This is a genomic window from Pseudoxanthomonas sp. CCNWLW251 (genome assembly GCF_037402255.1).
GTDB lineage: Bacteria > Pseudomonadota > Gammaproteobacteria > Xanthomonadales > Xanthomonadaceae > Pseudoxanthomonas_A.
Genome location: NZ_JBBEGA010000001.1, coordinates 1,104,238 through 1,119,333 on the forward strand (window position 1 = coordinate 1,104,238; position 15,096 = coordinate 1,119,333).

14 protein-coding genes and 1 pseudogene are annotated in these 15,096 nt (G+C 67.5%); 8 read left to right on the forward strand and 7 right to left on the reverse strand.

All coding sequences use genetic code 11. From position 1 onward, the window contains the following. Positions 1-23 precede the first annotated feature (23 nt). Together WBN46_RS05235 and xerD are read right to left on the reverse strand one after the other, a co-directional pair. Positions 24-866, reverse strand: a complete 843-nt coding sequence (locus tag WBN46_RS05235; protein WP_337730588.1) for a thioredoxin fold domain-containing protein — start codon at positions 864-866, stop codon at positions 24-26. A gap of 107 nt (positions 867-973) precedes the next feature. Next, positions 974-1,927, reverse strand: a complete 954-nt coding sequence (gene xerD / locus WBN46_RS05240; RefSeq protein WP_337730589.1) for a site-specific tyrosine recombinase XerD — start codon at positions 1,925-1,927, stop codon at positions 974-976. Between the two features lie 344 nt (positions 1,928-2,271). Between xerD and WBN46_RS05245 the strand changes: the two genes are divergently transcribed. Beyond that, entirely contained in the window at positions 2,272-2,742 is a 471-nt protein-coding gene (locus tag WBN46_RS05245) for an RDD family protein (protein WP_337730590.1), read from the forward strand. Between the two features lie 7 nt (positions 2,743-2,749). Here the strand turns inward: WBN46_RS05245 and lptG are convergent, their stop codons facing one another. Both lptG and lptF read right to left on the reverse strand, forming a co-directional pair. Then, positions 2,750-3,853, reverse strand: a complete 1,104-nt coding sequence (lptG, locus tag WBN46_RS05250) for an LPS export ABC transporter permease LptG (protein WP_337730591.1) — start codon at positions 3,851-3,853, stop codon at positions 2,750-2,752. Next, positions 3,850-4,929: an LPS export ABC transporter permease LptF gene (gene lptF / locus WBN46_RS05255; protein WP_192200232.1), complete on the reverse strand. Its 1,080-nt coding sequence runs from the start codon at positions 4,927-4,929 to the stop codon at positions 3,850-3,852. The genes lptG and lptF overlap by 4 nt, the downstream gene beginning before the upstream one ends. A 129-nt stretch (positions 4,930-5,058) precedes the next feature. Between lptF and WBN46_RS05260 the strand changes: the two genes are divergently transcribed. The 3 genes from WBN46_RS05260 (at position 5,059) to WBN46_RS05270 (ending at position 9,998) form a co-directional block, all read left to right on the forward strand. Beyond that, the gene (locus WBN46_RS05260; RefSeq protein WP_337730592.1) at positions 5,059-6,531 is read left to right on the forward strand and encodes a leucyl aminopeptidase; all 1,473 of its coding nucleotides are present in this window, start codon (positions 5,059-5,061) and stop codon (positions 6,529-6,531) included. Positions 6,532-6,553: 22 nt separating this feature from the next. Continuing rightward, complete coding sequence (locus WBN46_RS05265) at positions 6,554-6,976, forward strand: DNA polymerase III subunit chi (protein ID WP_337730593.1); 423 nt, start codon at positions 6,554-6,556, stop codon at positions 6,974-6,976. A gap of 130 nt (positions 6,977-7,106) precedes the next feature. Beyond that, positions 7,107-9,998 carry a valine--tRNA ligase gene (locus WBN46_RS05270; protein WP_337730594.1) on the forward strand — a complete coding sequence of 964 codons (2,892 nt, stop codon included), beginning with the start codon at positions 7,107-7,109 and terminating at the stop codon, positions 9,996-9,998. 263 nt (positions 9,999-10,261) lie between these two features. Here the strand turns inward: WBN46_RS05270 and rimI are convergent, their stop codons facing one another. From rimI to pssA, 3 genes are read right to left on the reverse strand one after another with little or no spacing between them, the layout of a single operon-like run. After that, entirely contained in the window at positions 10,262-10,717 is a 456-nt protein-coding gene (gene rimI / locus WBN46_RS05275; RefSeq protein ID WP_192201229.1) for a ribosomal protein S18-alanine N-acetyltransferase, read from the reverse strand. Between the two features lie 50 nt (positions 10,718-10,767). Beyond that, a complete protein-coding gene (locus tag WBN46_RS05280; protein WP_337730595.1) occupies positions 10,768-11,205 on the reverse strand; it encodes an alanine acetyltransferase in 438 nt (145 codons plus the stop codon). Continuing rightward, on the reverse strand, positions 11,202-11,981 hold the full coding sequence (gene pssA / locus WBN46_RS05285) for a CDP-diacylglycerol--serine O-phosphatidyltransferase (protein ID WP_192200227.1): 780 nt from the start codon (positions 11,979-11,981) through the stop codon (positions 11,202-11,204). The genes WBN46_RS05280 and pssA overlap by 4 nt, the downstream gene beginning before the upstream one ends. A gap of 92 nt (positions 11,982-12,073) precedes the next feature. On the opposite strand from pssA, the gene WBN46_RS05290 reads away from it, so the two are divergent. From WBN46_RS05290 to WBN46_RS05305, 4 genes and pseudogenes are all read left to right on the forward strand, one after another. Continuing rightward, complete coding sequence (locus tag WBN46_RS05290) at positions 12,074-12,469, forward strand: DUF4124 domain-containing protein (RefSeq protein ID WP_337730596.1); 396 nt, start codon at positions 12,074-12,076, stop codon at positions 12,467-12,469. An 8-nt stretch (positions 12,470-12,477) separates the two neighbouring features. After that, positions 12,478-12,765 (forward strand): hypothetical protein, encoded by a 288-nt coding sequence (locus WBN46_RS05295; protein WP_337730597.1) that lies wholly within the window; start codon positions 12,478-12,480, stop codon positions 12,763-12,765. 70 nt (positions 12,766-12,835) lie between these two features. Beyond that, positions 12,836-14,530 (forward strand): proline--tRNA ligase, encoded by a 1,695-nt coding sequence (locus WBN46_RS05300; RefSeq protein ID WP_337730887.1) that lies wholly within the window; start codon positions 12,836-12,838, stop codon positions 14,528-14,530. 128 nt (positions 14,531-14,658) lie between these two features. Further along, positions 14,659-15,021: pseudogene (locus WBN46_RS05305) on the forward strand (H-NS histone family protein); the annotation flags it as partial. Between the last annotated feature and the right edge of the window lie 75 nt (positions 15,022-15,096).

Below are 15,096 nucleotides of genomic sequence, written 5' to 3' on the forward strand. Positions count from 1 at the left end.
GCGCAAGGCCGGCTTCGGGGATGTCACAGGGCGCCGGCAGCGGCGACTGGCGCCGCCTTGGCGGCCAGTTCGTCCAGCCTGGCCTTCAAGGCGGCCGGCGGCAGGTAGCCGCCCAGTTGGACGCCTTCGGCCGAATAGATCGCCGGGGTGCCGCTGACGCCGATGCGCTGGCCGACGTCGAATTCCATCGTCACCGGATTCTTGCAGTCGCGCGAGGGGACCGGCTTGCCGGCCTTGGCGTCGGTGAGCGCGCGCTTGCGATCAGGCGCGCACCAGACCGAGATCATGTCCTTGTGGTCCTGGCTGCCCAGGCCCATGCGCGGGAACGCCAGGTATTCCACCGCGATACCGAGACGGTTGAGCTCGCCCACTTCGCCGTGCAGCTTGCGGCAATAGCCGCATTCGATGTCGGTGAACACGGTGACCGTGTACTTGGCGTTCGGCGGTGCGAACACGATGCGTTCGGCGTGCGGGATGGTCGCGATCAGCTTGCTGCGGTAGCCGGCGAGCGCCGGGCTGGTCTGCATCAGGTCCTGCTGCTGGTCCAGGTCCAGAACGGTGCCCTGCATCAGGTAGCGTCCGTCGTCACTGATGTAGAGCAACTGGCCGCCCGCGATCACCTCGCGGAAACCCGGCAACGGTGCGGCGCCGACGTATTCCACTTTCGCCTGCGGGTTGAGCTGGGCGATCGCGGAACGGGCACGTGCGTCGGGGGTGGCGCCCACGCCTGCCTTGATCTGGCGCACGGCCGCCTGCGGGGCGGCGGGCGCGGCAGCGGCACCGTCCTGCACGGGTGGCTGGGGGGCCTGCGCACAGGCGGTCAGGCTCAGGGCACCCAGAAGGGCGGCGGTCATCAGGCGGGGCATCAAGGGCATCCGGGTATGCCGCGGTGCGGCTGGGTGGCAGGAACAGACGGGGATTCTGGCACATGGCGCCGCGCAGGCGGCTTAACCGCCCGCCAGCGTGACCCGCGTCATGCCCGCGGATGATGCCGGCCGTGCAGTTGCTTGAGATGTTCGCGAGCGACCAGGGTGTAGATCTGCGTGGTCGACAGCGAACTGTGGCCCAGCAGCATCTGCAGCGCGCGCAGGTCGGCGCCCCGGTTGAGCAGGTGGGTGGCGAAGCTGTGCCGCAGCCCGTGGGGACTGATCCGGACCGGATCGATGCCGGCCAGCGCCGCGTAACGCTTCACCAGCCCCCAGAACTGCTGCCGGGTCGGCGGGTCGGCACCCGCGCCCACGAACAGGAAGGGCGTGCTGCGCTTGCCGGCCAAGACGGCGCGCGCCTGTGCCAGGTAGGTTTCCAGCCAGTGCTGCGACTCCTCGCCCAAGGGCACCAGCCGGTCCTTGCTGCCCTTGCCGGTGACCCTCAATACGCCCTGCCGCAGGTTCACCGCCGTCGCGGGCAGCGTGACCAGTTCGCTGACCCGCAGGCCTGCGGCGTACATCAGTTCGAGCATCGCGCGGTCGCGCAGGCCCAGCGGCGTGGCGGTGTCGGGCGCGGCCAGCAGTGCGTCGATCTCGGTTTCGGCCAGGGCCTTCGGCAACGAGCGCGGCAGGCGCGGCGGATCGAGCAGCGCGGTGGGGTCGTCCGCACGTTCGCCCCGGCGCAACCGCTGCGCGTAGAACGCGCGCAGGGCCGACAGCAGCCGCGCGTTGCTGCGTGGCGAATAGCCTTCGCGCGTGCGCCACGCCAGGTAATCGAACAGGGCCGCGCGATCCGCGGCGGCCAGTCCGCCTGCACGTCCGTTCCGCCAGCGCGCGAAGCCTTCCAGGTCGCGCCGGTAGCTGTCCAGCGAGGGCTTCGCCAAGCCGTTCTCGGCCCAGATCACGTCGAGGAATGCCGCGATGGCGTCGGCGTCGGCGTCGGGGACGGGCGGCAGGGCGTTCGCCTGCTGGCGGCGTTCGGCGGGCGTGCGGGCAGTCATGCGGCAAGCTTAGGCGATGCATATCCCTCTTGTGGGAGCGACGTCATTCGCGAGAGACCCCGCGATTACAGGAATGAACGCGGACAGCCTTTCCCGGCGTAGCCACGGAGGTCTGGATCACTCCGTTAACAGGTGCCCCGGATATCGTCCGTGGCGAGCCTGTCGAACCGCGCTTTCCACGGGAGAGCAGGCTGTCGTGACCTGTCGATGCAGCGCAAAGTGCAGGGTTCGACAGGCTCACCACGAGCGGGATCATTTGTCCGGAGTTGTCTGAAGGAGCCTCGCCATCGCGACTGACGTGGCTCCCCAATGGGCGGCTGGGCCTTAGCCGGTATCCTGTCGCGATGACGCATCCCGCCCCCCTCCCCGGAAAACCCCGCGCCCTGATCGGCTGGCGCCTGCTCGCGCTGCTCTACGACTTCTGGCCCGTGCTGGCGCTGTGGATCGCCGTCGCGGTCCCGTTCGTACTGATCGACGTGGTGGCCAGCGGCAATGTCCGTCACAACATCCAACCCTTCAGCCCGTTGTGGTGGCTGCTCTGGATCTGCTGCTGGGCCGTCACCGGCGTGTACGCCACCTGGAGCTGGCAACGCGGCGGGCAGACGCTCGGCATGCGGCCCTGGCGACTGAAAGTGGTCACCGCCGCAGGGGATGCGCCGACACGCGCGGCATTGTGGCGTCGCTACACGCTGGCGACGGTCTCGACGCTGGCGGCGGGATTGGGGTTCTGGTGGGCGTGGCTGGACCGCGAACGACTGACCTTCCACGACCGCTTCAGCGGCACGCGCCTGGTGCGCTTGCCGAAGCGGGCCTGACGGCGCCTCAGCGGCTCCTGCGCCGGAACATCAGCCAGGAAATGCCCAGCAGGGCGAATGGCGGGATGGCGTACGCGAGGCGGTAGTCGAGCCGGAACGCACCGGCCAGCCGCACGAACATCGTCTGCAGCACGTAGAAGCCCACAGCGAACACGATGCCCAGGAACAGCCGCTTGCCCATGCCGCCGCTGCGCAGGCTGCCGAAGGCGAACGGGATGGCGGCCAGGCACAGCGCCAGCACGTTGAGCGGATAGAACCAGCGCGCCCAGTACTGGTCTTCGTAATCGCGCGCGTCCAGCCCGTTGCGCTTGCGGTAGTCGATGTTCTGGCTCAGCTCATGGCTGGGCATGTTGCGTGCACGCACCAGGCTGGACGACAGCACCGAGGCGTCCAGTTCCGATTCCCAGCGTTCGCCCAGCACGGTGACCTGGGTGGCGGACCGCTCGTTGAAAGTCGTCCGGCGCACGTTCTTCAGCAGCCAGTAGCCGTCCAGGTGTTCGGCGACGGCGGCGTGCGCGATGGAGGCGAGTCGCCCGTCATCGGCCAGTTCGTACATGCGCACATCGCGCAGCTGCAGCGACACCTTGCCGCCGCCCTGGTCCTTCTCTTCGCCGCTCTGCGCGTACAGGAAGGTGTTTCCTTCGCGCGCCCACAGGCCGGAGTAGCGGTCCATCGCGACGTTGCCGGTACGCGCGCTCATCTTCAGCACGTCGGCCTGGCGCTGGCCCCACGGGCCCAGCGTCTCGCCGCTGAACACCATCAGGGTGGTCAGGATGGCCAACGCCGCTGCCACCGAAATGCTCAGGCGGCGGCGCGACAGGCCCAGCGCACGCAGCGCGGTCAGTTCGGAGCTGGCCGCCAGCTGGCCCAGGCCCATCAGCGAACCGATCACGGCCGCCGTGGGAAACATCGTGTAGGCCCGGCGCGGCACGGTGTACAGCACCCAGGCCACGGCATGGCCGAAGGTGTAGTTGCCCGTCCCCAGGTCGCCGATTTCGCCGGACAGCGCCATCACCACGTCCAGTCCCACCAGCACCGCCCACGTCAGCAGCACGGTAACCAGCACGACCTGGCCCACGTAGGTGTCATGCAGGCGGGGGATCAGCCTCATGCCACCCTCCGCTTGCGCGACAGTTGGCCGTCACGCAGGTAGAACCAGATGGCCGCCGCGAGCAGCGGCAGCGTCAACCACCACAGGCCGGCCATGCCCGGCAACTTGCCGTCGGCCAGCAGCTGGGTGCCATTGAACATCAGGCTGATGCCCACGAGGTAGGCGAGGAACCCCAGCATCACGCGCCCATATCTCGCCTGTCGCGGCGAACTCCTGGACAGCGGCAGGGTCAGCAGGGCGAACGCCAGCGCCAGCAGCGGCGGGGTGAGACGGGCATGGACCTGCGCATTCGCATCCGGGCGCGGATCGGACAGCAGCTGCGGCGTCGGCAGGAGTTCCGGATCGTCCTTGTCCATCGTGTCGGCCCGGTCCGGCAGCGCGACCTCGTTCGCCTTGTAGCGGATCAGGCGGTAATCCAGCCCCGGGCCATCCGGCCCTTCGACGCGGAAACCGTCGTCCAGGCGCAGGTAACGGTTGCGCTCGCCTTCGAAGAACATCTGCCCGGATTTCGCCGTCACCACGTCGATGCGGCCCTCGTCCGAGCGGTGCATGAACACCTTGCTCAGGCCCGTGCCATCCGGGGACAACGCGCTCACATAGACCACGGCGCCACTGGACATGACAGTGAACTTGCCCGCATCCAGCCCCGAGACGACCAGGCTGCGGTTGGCGTGGTCCAGCATGTCCTGCGCGGTGCGCAGTGCCCATGGCCCCAGCCACAGCGAACACAGGCCCACCACCGCCACCACCGGTATCACCAGCATCAGCAGCGGGCGCAACAGGCGGCGCGGGCCGATGCCGGCTGCGGTCAGGACCGCCATTTCCGAGTCCCGGTACAGGCGCGAGAACGCCAGCAGCAGGCCCAGCATCAACGCCAGCGGGATGATGTAGGGCATGTAGTTGAGGAATTGCAGCCCCAGCTGGGACAGCAGCAACCGCGCCGGCACCTTGCCGTCCGCCACATCGCCCAGCAGATCGGCCATCACGCCGCCCACGCTGACCATCAGCAGGATGATCAGGGTGGCCAGGAAGCTCTGGGTGAATTCCCGGAAGAGGTAGCGGTCCAGCTTCGGCATCAGGGGGGCTTGATTTACAATCTCGGGCTTGTGCGCCGCATCGATGGCGGCAGTCTCTGCGGTCCGGGATGGCGTCAGCCACCTTCATCCGGCCTGCGATTGTACGTAACTGAACCGGGAATCTGATCAATGACGCTGGAATTCACCCTGAACCACGAAGCCCCCTCCCAGGCCGGCGTCGATTGCATCGTGGTAGGCGCCTACGCCGACAAGAGCCTGACCGCCGCCGCGCAGGCCGTGGACGCGGCCAGCGGCGGCAAGCTGTCGGCGCTGGTGCAGCGGGGGGACATCGGCGGCAAGACCGGCAAGACCACGCTGCTGCACGACCTGCCCGGCGTGACCGCACCGCGCGTGCTGGTCGTCGGCCTGGGCGAGGCCGCCAAGTTCGGCGTACCGCAGTACCTCAAGGCCGCCGGCGATGCCGCCCGCGCCCTGAAGGTCGGGCCGGTGCGCAGCGCGCTGTTCACCCTGTCCGACGTGGACGTGAAGGACCGCGACGCCGCGTGGAAGATCCGCCAGGCCGTCATCGCCGTCGACCACGCCTGCTACCGCTATACCGCCACGCTCGGCAAGAAGAAGGCCGACGACGCCGGCCTGGCCCAGCTCGCCATCCGTGGCGACGACGCCCAGGCGTTGGCGCAGGGCGTGGCGATCGCCGCCGGCGTGCAGTTCACCCGCGAGCTGGGCAACCTGCCGCCGAACATCTGCACTCCCGCGTATCTGGCCGAGCAGTCGCAGACGTTCGCCGCCGACAACGGCGCCGAATGCGAAGTGCTGGAGGAGGCGCAGATGGAAGCACTGGGCATGGGCTCGCTGCTGGCCGTCGCCCGCGGCTCGGTCAACCGCCCCCGCCTGATCGTGCTCAAGTGGAATGGCGCGGCCGCCGACGCCAAGCCCTACGTGCTGGTCGGCAAGGGCATCACCTTCGACACCGGCGGCGTCAACCTGAAGACTCAGGGCGGCATCGAGGAAATGAAGTACGACATGCTGGGCGCGGGCAGCGTGCTGGGCACCTTCGTCGCCACGGTGAAGATGAAGCTGCCGGTGAACCTGGTGGTGGTGGTGCCGGCGGTGGAGAACGCCATCGACGGCAATGCGTACCGTCCCTCCGACGTCATCACCAGCATGTCCGGCAAGACGATCGAAGTGGGCAACACCGACGCCGAAGGCCGCCTGATCCTGTGCGACGCGCTGACCTACGCCGAACGCTTCAAGCCCGAAGCCCTGGTCGACGTGGCCACGCTGACCGGCGCCTGCATCGTGGCGCTGGGCCGCTACGCCAGCGGCCTGATGAGCAAGCACGACGATCTCAGCAACGAACTGCTGGGCGCCGGCGAGACCGTATTCGACCGCGCCTGGCGTCTGCCGCTGTGGGACGAATACCAGACCCAGCTGGAATCCAGCTTCGCCGACGTCTACAACATCGGTGGCCGCTGGGCCGGTGCGATCACCGCCGGCTGCTTCCTGGCCCGCTTCACCGAAGGCCAGCGCTGGGCGCACCTGGACATCGCCGGCGTGGCCAACGACGAAGGCAAGCGCGGCATGGCCACCGGTCGCCCGGTCGGCCTGCTGAGCCAGTGGCTGCTGGACCGCGTCGCCTGACCGGCGACGCTGCCCCTACGCCATGGCCCGTGCCGACTTCTACCTGATCGCCAAGCCGCGCTTTCTCGAGGAACCCCTCAAGCTGGTGTGCGAGCTGGTGCGCAAGGCCTACGACAGCAACCAGTGGACCCTGATCCTCGCGCGCGACGCCGCGCAGGCGGAGGAGCTGGACGAGCTGTTGTGGGAGTTCGATCCCGATGCGTACATCCCGCACCAGATCGCCGGGGACGAAGAGGACGAGCTGACGCCCGTGCTGATCGCCACGCCCGACATCGACGTGCCGGCGCGCGCACTGGTCATCAACCTGCGCGACGACGCGTTCGCCGGCGCCTGCGAACGCGTACTGGAAGTCGTACCGGCCGACCCGTCCGCGCGCGAGCCGTTGCGCGAGCGCTGGAAGCAGTACAAGGCGCGCGGCTTTGACGTGAACAAGCACGACATGTAACACCCGTCATTCCAGCGAACGCTGGAATCCACCTTGCCGTTGCAGTGGCCATAGACAAGGCAACGCAAAGGCAAGATCAAGATGGATCCCGGCGTCCGCCGGGATGACGACTCAAAAATCCCGGAACCCCATGACCGACCTCGCCTCCAGCTACGACCCGAAATCCTTCGAATCCCGCCTGTACGCGCAGTGGGAAGCCGCCGGCTACTTCAAGCCCAGTGGCGAAGGCAAGCCGTACACGGTGCTGCTGCCGCCGCCGAACGTCACCGGCACGCTGCACATGGGCCATGCGTTCCAGCACACGCTGATGGACGCGCTGGTGCGCTACCACCGCATGCGCGGCTACGACACGCTGTGGCAGATGGGCACCGACCATGCCGGCATCGCGACGGAGATGGTGGTCAGCCGCAACCTGGCACTGGAAGGCAAGGGCGACACGCGCGATTCGCTGGGCCGCGACGGTTTCATCGCCAAGGTGTGGGAGTGGAAGGCGCAGTCCGGCGACACCATCGAACGGCAGATGCGCCGCATGGGCGCATCGGGCGACTGGTCGCGCAGCACGTTCACCATGGACGAAGCGGCATCGAAGGCGGTCATCGAAGCGTTCGTGCGCTGGCACGAGCAGGGCCTGATCTACCGCGGCCAGCGCCTGGTCAATTGGGACCCGGTGTTGAAGACGGCGATCTCCGACCTGGAAGTGGAGAACGTCGAGGAAGACGGTTTCCTGTGGTCGATCGAATACCCCCTCGCCGATGGCAGCGGTTCGTTGGTGGTCGCCACGACGCGTCCAGAAACCATGCTCGGCGATGCAGCGGTGATGGTGCATCCAGACGATGAACGCTATGCGCACCTGATCGGCAATAAAGTTAGGCTGCCGCTAACAGATCGCGAGATCCCGATCATCGCTGACGACTATGTCGAGCGCGAGTTCGGCACGGGCGTCGTCAAGGTGACTCCCGCGCACGATTTCAACGACTATGCAGTGTGGCAGCGCCACGTTGGCCAAGACGCATTTGATGGCGTTCCCAACGATGGACTGATAAACCTGTTTGACCAGTCTGCGCGGATCATTGAGTCAGGTACTGGCGCTACAGCACGCTCAAGCGTTCAAGCAGGATCGTTCGACTCTTTAGTCGTCGCCGCAACCGATTCGGAAATCGTAGACGTCATCCCTGCGAAGTACCGCGGCTTGGACCGCTACGAAGCACGCAAGGTCGTGCTCGCGGATCTAGAAGACCTGGGGCTGCTGGTCGAGACCAAGCCGCACAAGCTGCAGGTGCCGCGCGGCGACCGCACCAATCAGGTGATCGAGCCCTACCTGACCGACCAGTGGTTCGTGAAGATGGACGGGCTGGCGAAGCGCGGTCTCGAACTCGTGGAGTCGGGCGAAGTGAAGTTCGTCCCGCCGAACTGGATCAACACCTACCGCCACTGGATGGAGAACATCCAGGACTGGTGCATCAGCCGCCAGCTCTGGTGGGGCCACCGCATCCCGGCGTGGTTCGATGGCGCCGGCAACTGCTACGTCGGTCGCGATGAAGCCGAAGCGCGCGCGAAGGCCGGCCTGTCCGCCGACGTCGCTCTCACCCAGGACAGCGACGTGCTGGAGACCTGGTTCTCCTCGCAGCTGTGGCCCTTCAGCACGATGGGCTGGCCGGACACGCAGGCGATGGCCGAGCGCGGCTTCAACCGCTACCTGCCGTCGTCGGTGCTGGTCACCGGCTTCGACATCATCTTCTTCTGGGTGGCGCGCATGGTGATGGCCACCGACAGCTTCGTCGGCCAGGTGCCGTTCCGCGACGTCTACATGACCGGCCTGATCCGCGACAAGGACGGCCAGAAGATGTCCAAGTCGAAGGGCAACGTGCTGGACCCGCTCGACATCATCGACGGCATCTCGCTGGAAGACCTGGTGGCCAAGCGCACCGGCGGCCTGATGCAGCCCAAGATGGCCGAGAAGATCGAGAAAGCCACGCGCAAGGAATTCCCGGACGGCATCGTGCCGCACGGCGCCGACGCACTGCGCTTCACCATCGCCGCGCTGGCGACGCACGGCCGCGACATCAAGTTCGACATGGGCCGCGCCGAGGGCTACAAGAACTTCTGCAACAAGCTGTGGAACGCCACCCGCTTCGTGCTGATGAACACTGACGGCTTCCATGCGCAGGGCGTGCCGCAGCCGAACACCGACGCCGAGAAGTGGATCCTGTCGCGCCTGGCCAAGGTCACCGCCGAGGTCGAAACCCAGTTCGCCGCCTACCGCTTCGACCTGCTGGCGCAAGCGCTGTACGAGTTCGCATGGAACGAGTTCTGCGACTGGTTCGTCGAACTGGCCAAGCCTGCGCTCAACGGCAATGATTTGGCCTCGGCGGTCAGCACCCGTCATACCCTGCTGTACGTACTGGAATCGCTGTTGCGCCTGCTGCATCCGCTGACGCCATTCGTCACCGAAGAACTGTGGCAGCAGGTCGCGCCGAAGCTGGGCATCGACGGTGGCACGGTCTCGCTGCGCCCCTACCCGGTCGCCGCCGACTTCGCCGGCCAGGACTATGCGCAGGCCGATGCGGACGTGGAATGGCTGAAAACGATGGTGTCCACCCTGCGTCGCGTGCGCAGCGAACTCAACGTCTCGCCCGCGAAGACCATCCGCCTGCTCTTGCAGGATGGTGGCGACAACGACCGCACGCGCATCGCGCGCTTCGCCTCGTCGTTGTCGTTCCTGCTGAAGCTGGACGACATCGCCTGGCTCGACGTCGGCGCCGATGCCCCCGCCTCCGCTGCCGCGATGGTGGGTGAACTGAAACTGCTGGTACCGCTGGAAGGCCTGGTCGACCTTGACGCCGAGCGTACCCGCCTGGACAAGGAAATCGCCCGCGTCGCGGGCGAGAAGGACAAGAGCGAAGCCAAGCTGGCCAAGTTCACCGACAAGGTGCCGCCAGCGGTGGTCGAGCAGGAGCGCCAGCGCCTGGTCGACTGGAGCAACCAGCTCGCTGCCCTGCATGGCCAGCGCGCGAAGCTCTGACGCTTCGCTCCTCCCCGCAACGGTCGGGCAGCCGTCGCCTGGCTGTGCGGGATCGCGTCATCGCATCCGACTGCAGCCGTCATCCCAGCGAAAGCTGGGATCCACCTTGACGTTGCAGTTCGCGCTTCGGAAGCGTTGGAAGCAAGATGGATTCCCGCTTTCGCGGGAATGACGAACAGGAGTCGGACTGGTTGTTCTTCCGGCGAAAGCTGGGATGAAGGCTGGATGGTTTCGCCATGTGCCGCGGCGGGCCGGGACCCGCCCTACAGCGGCGGCATCGTGGTGATGTCGTCCGCCACCAGCTCGATCGCCATCACCAGCGCATCCTCGCGGCCGTCGCGGGCCGGGTAGTAGCGCGGGCGGCGGCCGATCTCGTTGAAGCCTTCGCTGTGGTACAGCGTGATCGCGCCCGGATTTGATGGACGCACTTCCAGGAACACGCGCTGCACACGCAGGTCGCGGGCGATCTTCACCAGCGCGCGCAGCAGATGGCGGCCCAGTCCGCGGCCCTGGCGCTCGGGGGCGATGCAGATGTTCAGTACATGCGCCTCATCGGCGGCGATGCTGAGCAATCCGTAGCCGATGACCATGCCGTGTTCCGTCATCACCCACGAGGGATAGCCCGCCTTCAGGCAGTCGCGGAAGATGCCGCGCGTCCACGGGAAGGGATAGGCGCGCTGTTCGATCGCCATCACGGCGTCAAGGTCGCCCTCGCGCATCGGGCGCAGGCTGGAAGCGGACGCCGGTGACGCTTCGGCGCCCCGCGCACTCACGCGGAGGCTCCGCGCCGCAGCCGCCTCAGGGCGGGCCACAACGCGCGCTTGGCGGCAGGGTTGCCACGCAGCTCGGCAGAACTGGGCCATTGGGCGAACAGTTCCGCAGCGCCGGGCGCATTGGGATTGCAGCCCGAGGCGCGGATCAGCGCGAAGTGGAGGCGGTCCGGCAGCCGCGATCCGGGCGCTCGCGGCGCTGGTGCCTGGCGCACGGGTGGGGGCGCGTCGACGGCCTCACGCGCAGGCGGACGCGCACGCACGGCAGCGGGCGGAGGAACATCGGGCGCAACACGGGCAGGCGGCGTTTCCACGGCCTGCGCGACAGCGGCACCGGCTTCCGTCGGCCAATCCGCTGGCAGGTACACCGTATGGCCCAGCGCGCGCAGCCAACCCTGCTGCTCGGCCGACCACAACCGGTCCGCCGCGAGCGTCATGCAGCGGCATCCTTCTGCCGGCGCACGCGCTGCCACAGCCAGTAGCCCGGACCGGACAAGGCATACACCACGCCCACCGCCAACAATGTGCGCGGCAGGTCGATGAACAGGATCGCCAACGCCAGCGGCACCAGCGCCAGCACGACGAACGGGATGCGGTCGGCCTTCGCCCCGCCTTCGCCCGTTCCCTTGAAACTCCAGAACCGGATGCGGCTGACCATCAACAGCGCCGCCACAAGGGTCACGCCGAGGGCCACATAGCGCAGCTCCTCGCCCGTCCAGCCCAGTTCGCCATCGGCGAAGGCCCAGACGAAGGACATCATCAGGCCCGCCGCGGCCGGACTGGCCAGGCCGACGAACCAGCGCTTGTCGACCGTGCCGACCTGCGTGTTGAAACGGGCCAGCCGCAGAGCCGCGCAAGCCGCATAGAGGAATGCGACCACCCAGCCCACGCGCCCCATCACGCCGCCGTCGAACTTCAGCGCCGCCAGCGACCAGTGGTACATCACCAGCGACGGCGCCAGGCCGAAGCTGACCAGGTCGGCCAGCGAGTCGTACTGCACGCCGAATTCGCTGCTGGTGCCGGTCAACCGCGCCACGCGGCCGTCGATGCCGTCCATCAGGCCCGCCACGAATACCGCGATGGCGGCGTTCACGAACTGACCGTTGGCCGCGGCGATGATCGCGAAGAAGCCGGCAAACAGGCCCGCAGTGGTGAACAGGTTGGGCAACAGGTAAATCCCGCGGGAGCGCGGGGGCGGCTTGATTTCGTTCATGGGTCGCAGTTTAGCCCAGCGGTCCGCCACCCGGCTTGCCTGCGCGGCCCCGGGGTGCTGCAATCGCGGTTCCCGTGATCCCGGAGCTTCCCATGCGCCTCCTGCCCTGCCTGTCCGTGCTGGCGCTCTGCCTGGCGACCGCCTCCACCGCGCAGGCCCAGCAGGTCTACCAGTGGAAGGACAAGAACGGCGTGACCCACTACTCGGACAGCCCGCCGCCGAACCAGACCGTGCAGAACCGGCGCATCAACCAATACGGTGCCCCGGCGGCCGATGCGCAGCCCGCCGGCAAGCCGGTCGAAAATCCGCAGTGCACCACCGCGCGCATGAACCTGCAGGTCCTGGCGACCAGCAAGGGCCCCGTGCAGCAGGACACCGATGGCGACGGCAAGGCGGATACCACGCTTGACGACACCGGGCGTGCCAACCAGCAGAGCCTGGCCGAAGCCGCCGTGAAGGCTTACTGCAAGCCTGCCGCCGGAGCCTGACCCGTTCCATGCGCGCCTGGCTGGCCATCGTGGCGGGCGTGGCGCTGGGCGTGGGCGTCGCCTGGTGGCTGGCCCGCGAATCACCGGATGCCGGATCACGCAAGCAGGCCCGCGCGGACCAGGCGGTCGCTGCCCAGGCCCGCGACGCCCGCCCCTCGCTGTATCGCTGGCGCGACGATGCCGGCGTGCTGCAGATCACCGAGCAGCCGCCGAAGGACCGCCGCTTCGAGCGCATCGATCGCGAAGTCCCGGCCGGCATCCGCGTAAGCGGGGACGCGGCGACCGACGCGGATTGACCCGCCGCCGCCCCGGGTGCGGCCAACGCTGGCAAAATAGGCGGTTCGTCCCTCCCGGATCCCCATGCCGATGCGCCTGTCGCAGTTCCACCTCCGCACCACCAAGGAAACCCCGGCCGACGCCGAACTGGTCAGCCACCAGCTGATGCTGCGCGCGGGCATGATCCGCAAGCTGGCCGCCGGCCTGTACACATGGTCGCCGTTGGGCCTGCGCGTGCTGCGCAAGGTGGAAACCGTGGTGCGCGAGGAAATGAACCACGCCGGCGCGATCGAGATGATCATGCCGACCATCCAGCCGCGCGAGCTGTGGGAAGAGACGGGCCGGTGGGAGAAGTTCGGCGGCCAGCTGCTGAAGATCACCGACCGCAAGGAACAGGCGTTCTGCTACAGCCCCACGGCGGAAGAAGCCGTCACCGACTTCGCGCGCCAGGAGCTGTCCAGCTACAAGCAGCTGCCGGTCAACTTCTACCAGATCCAGACCAAGTTCCGCGACGAGATCCGTCCGCGCTTCGGCGTGATGCGTGCGCGCGAGTTCGTGATGAAGGATGCCTACTCCTTCCACATCACCGATGAAGACCTGGTCCGCGAGTACCGCAACATGCATGCGGCCTACACGCGCATCTTCACCCGCCTGGGGCTGGACTTCCGCGCGGTGCAGGCGGACAGCGGCGCCATCGGCGGCGATGCCTCGCAGGAATTCCACGTGCTGGCCGATTCGGGCGAGGACTCCATCGCGTTCTCCACCGGTTCGGACTACGCCGCCAACGTGGAAAAGGCGCAGGCTGCGGCGCCGGACCCACGCGCCACTGCGTCGGAGACGATGAACAAGGTGGCCACCCCCACACAGAAAACCTGCGAGGACGTCGCCGCGCTGCTGGGCATCCCGTTGCAGCGGACGGTGAAGTCGGTGGCCGTCATGACCGACGCCGGTTTTGTGCTGGCGCTGGTGCGCGGCGACCACACCGTCAACGAGATCAAGCTGGGCAAGGTCGCCGGGCTGGCCGATTACCGGCTGGCGACGGAGGCCGAGATCCTCGCCCACCTGGGCAGCGAGCCGGGCTTCCTCGGCCCGATCGGCGCGAAGCAGGCGATCCGCGTGGTCGCCGATCGCGACGTGGCGGCGATGGCCGACTTCGTCGTGGGCGCCAACGAGGCCGGCTTCCACATTGCCGGCGTCAATTGGGGCCGCGACCTGCCTGAACCTGAAACCGTGGCGGACATCCGCAACGTGGTGGAAGGCGACAGGGCCGCCGACGGCGGCGAGATCCGCATTGTCCGCGGCATCGAGGTGGGACATGTGTTCCAGCTCGGCCGCAAGTACAGCGAAGCGATGAAGTTCACCGTGCTCGACGAAACCGGCAAGGCTGCCGCACCGGCGATGGGCTGCTACGGCATCGGCGTATCGCGCATCGTGGCGGCGGCGATCGAACAGAACCACGACGCCAACGGCATCATCTGGCCCGTGCCGATGGCCCCGTGGGCCGTTGCCGTATGCATGATCAACCCGAAGAACGATGCCACTGTGAATGCTGCGGCCGAGCAGTTGCTCGCGGACCTGCAGGCGGCCGGCATCGAGGCCGTGCTGGACGATCGTGGACTGCGCCCCGGCGCGATGTTCGCCGACATCGAACTGATCGGCATCCCGCACCGCGTGGTGGTGTCCGAGCGCGGACTGGCGGCAGGCACGTTCGAGTATCGCGCACGTCGCGCCGAAGACGCCGAGAATATCGGCCGGGACGAACTGCTCGCGCGCCTGCGCGGCTGATCGCGCGTACGCATGCGTGGGCGCCATCGCGCGTCCACGCATCTCCGTGGTTTGTGCCGCGATTAACTCGTCGATTAAGATGATTATTCGGCCAAGGATGGGCTTTCCCTTCCTGACTGGAGATACTGATGTCGATCGACCTGCGTAACCTGTCCGCCAAGGAACTTGGCGCCCTGATCGCCAAGGCCAAGGAACAGCAGACCAAGCTGGCCAAACGAACCCCCATTGCCACCGTCCGCGGCAAGATCACCAAGTTCGCCAAGGCCGAGGGCTATACGCTGGAGGAACTGTTCGGCATGGCGGGCACGCGCCCCGCCAAGGCGGCAACGAAGCCCGGTCCGCGGGCCGGCAAGAAGCTCGGCAAGGTCGCGCCGAAGTACCGCAACCCGGCCAACCCGAAGGAAACCTGGACCGGTCGCGGCAAGCATCCGCGCTGGATGGCCGCGCTGATCGCGAAGGGCAAGAAGGCCGACGACTTCCTGATCAAGAAAAAGTAGTCGCGACGATGCGGCAGGGAAACGGGAGGCTTGGCCTCCCGTTTTTCATGGGTGTCCACCCTGCCGGGC

Bases quoted from the DNA above. Each gene is read 5' to 3' on its own strand.
- WBN46_RS05245 (WP_337730590.1), top strand. From the start codon at position 2,272: ATGACGCATCCCGCCCCCCTCCCCGGAAAACCCCGCGCCCTGATCGGC.
- WBN46_RS05270 (WP_337730594.1), top strand. From the start codon at position 7,107: ATGACCGACCTCGCCTCCAGCTACGACCCGAAATCCTTCGAATCCCGC.
- WBN46_RS05235 (WP_337730588.1), bottom strand. From the start codon at position 866: ATGCCCCGCCTGATGACCGCCGCCCTTCTGGGTGCCCTGAGCCTGACC.
- lptF (WP_192200232.1), bottom strand. From the start codon at position 4,929: ATGCCGAAGCTGGACCGCTACCTCTTCCGGGAATTCACCCAGAGCTTC.
- WBN46_RS05280 (WP_337730595.1), bottom strand. From the start codon at position 11,205: ATGACGCTCGCGGCGGACCGGTTGTGGTCGGCCGAGCAGCAGGGTTGG.
- WBN46_RS05295 (WP_337730597.1), top strand. From the start codon at position 12,478: ATGCGCGCCTGGCTGGCCATCGTGGCGGGCGTGGCGCTGGGCGTGGGC.
- lptG (WP_337730591.1), bottom strand. From the start codon at position 3,853: ATGAGGCTGATCCCCCGCCTGCATGACACCTACGTGGGCCAGGTCGTG.
- WBN46_RS05260 (WP_337730592.1), top strand. From the start codon at position 5,059: ATGACGCTGGAATTCACCCTGAACCACGAAGCCCCCTCCCAGGCCGGC.
- WBN46_RS05290 (WP_337730596.1), top strand. From the start codon at position 12,074: ATGCGCCTCCTGCCCTGCCTGTCCGTGCTGGCGCTCTGCCTGGCGACC.
- WBN46_RS05265 (WP_337730593.1), top strand. From the start codon at position 6,554: ATGGCCCGTGCCGACTTCTACCTGATCGCCAAGCCGCGCTTTCTCGAG.
- xerD (WP_337730589.1), bottom strand. From the start codon at position 1,927: ATGACTGCCCGCACGCCCGCCGAACGCCGCCAGCAGGCGAACGCCCTG.
- WBN46_RS05300 (WP_337730887.1), top strand. From the start codon at position 12,836: ATGCGCCTGTCGCAGTTCCACCTCCGCACCACCAAGGAAACCCCGGCC.
- pssA (WP_192200227.1), bottom strand. From the start codon at position 11,981: ATGAACGAAATCAAGCCGCCCCCGCGCTCCCGCGGGATTTACCTGTTG.
- rimI (WP_192201229.1), bottom strand. From the start codon at position 10,717: ATGCGCGAGGGCGACCTTGACGCCGTGATGGCGATCGAACAGCGCGCC.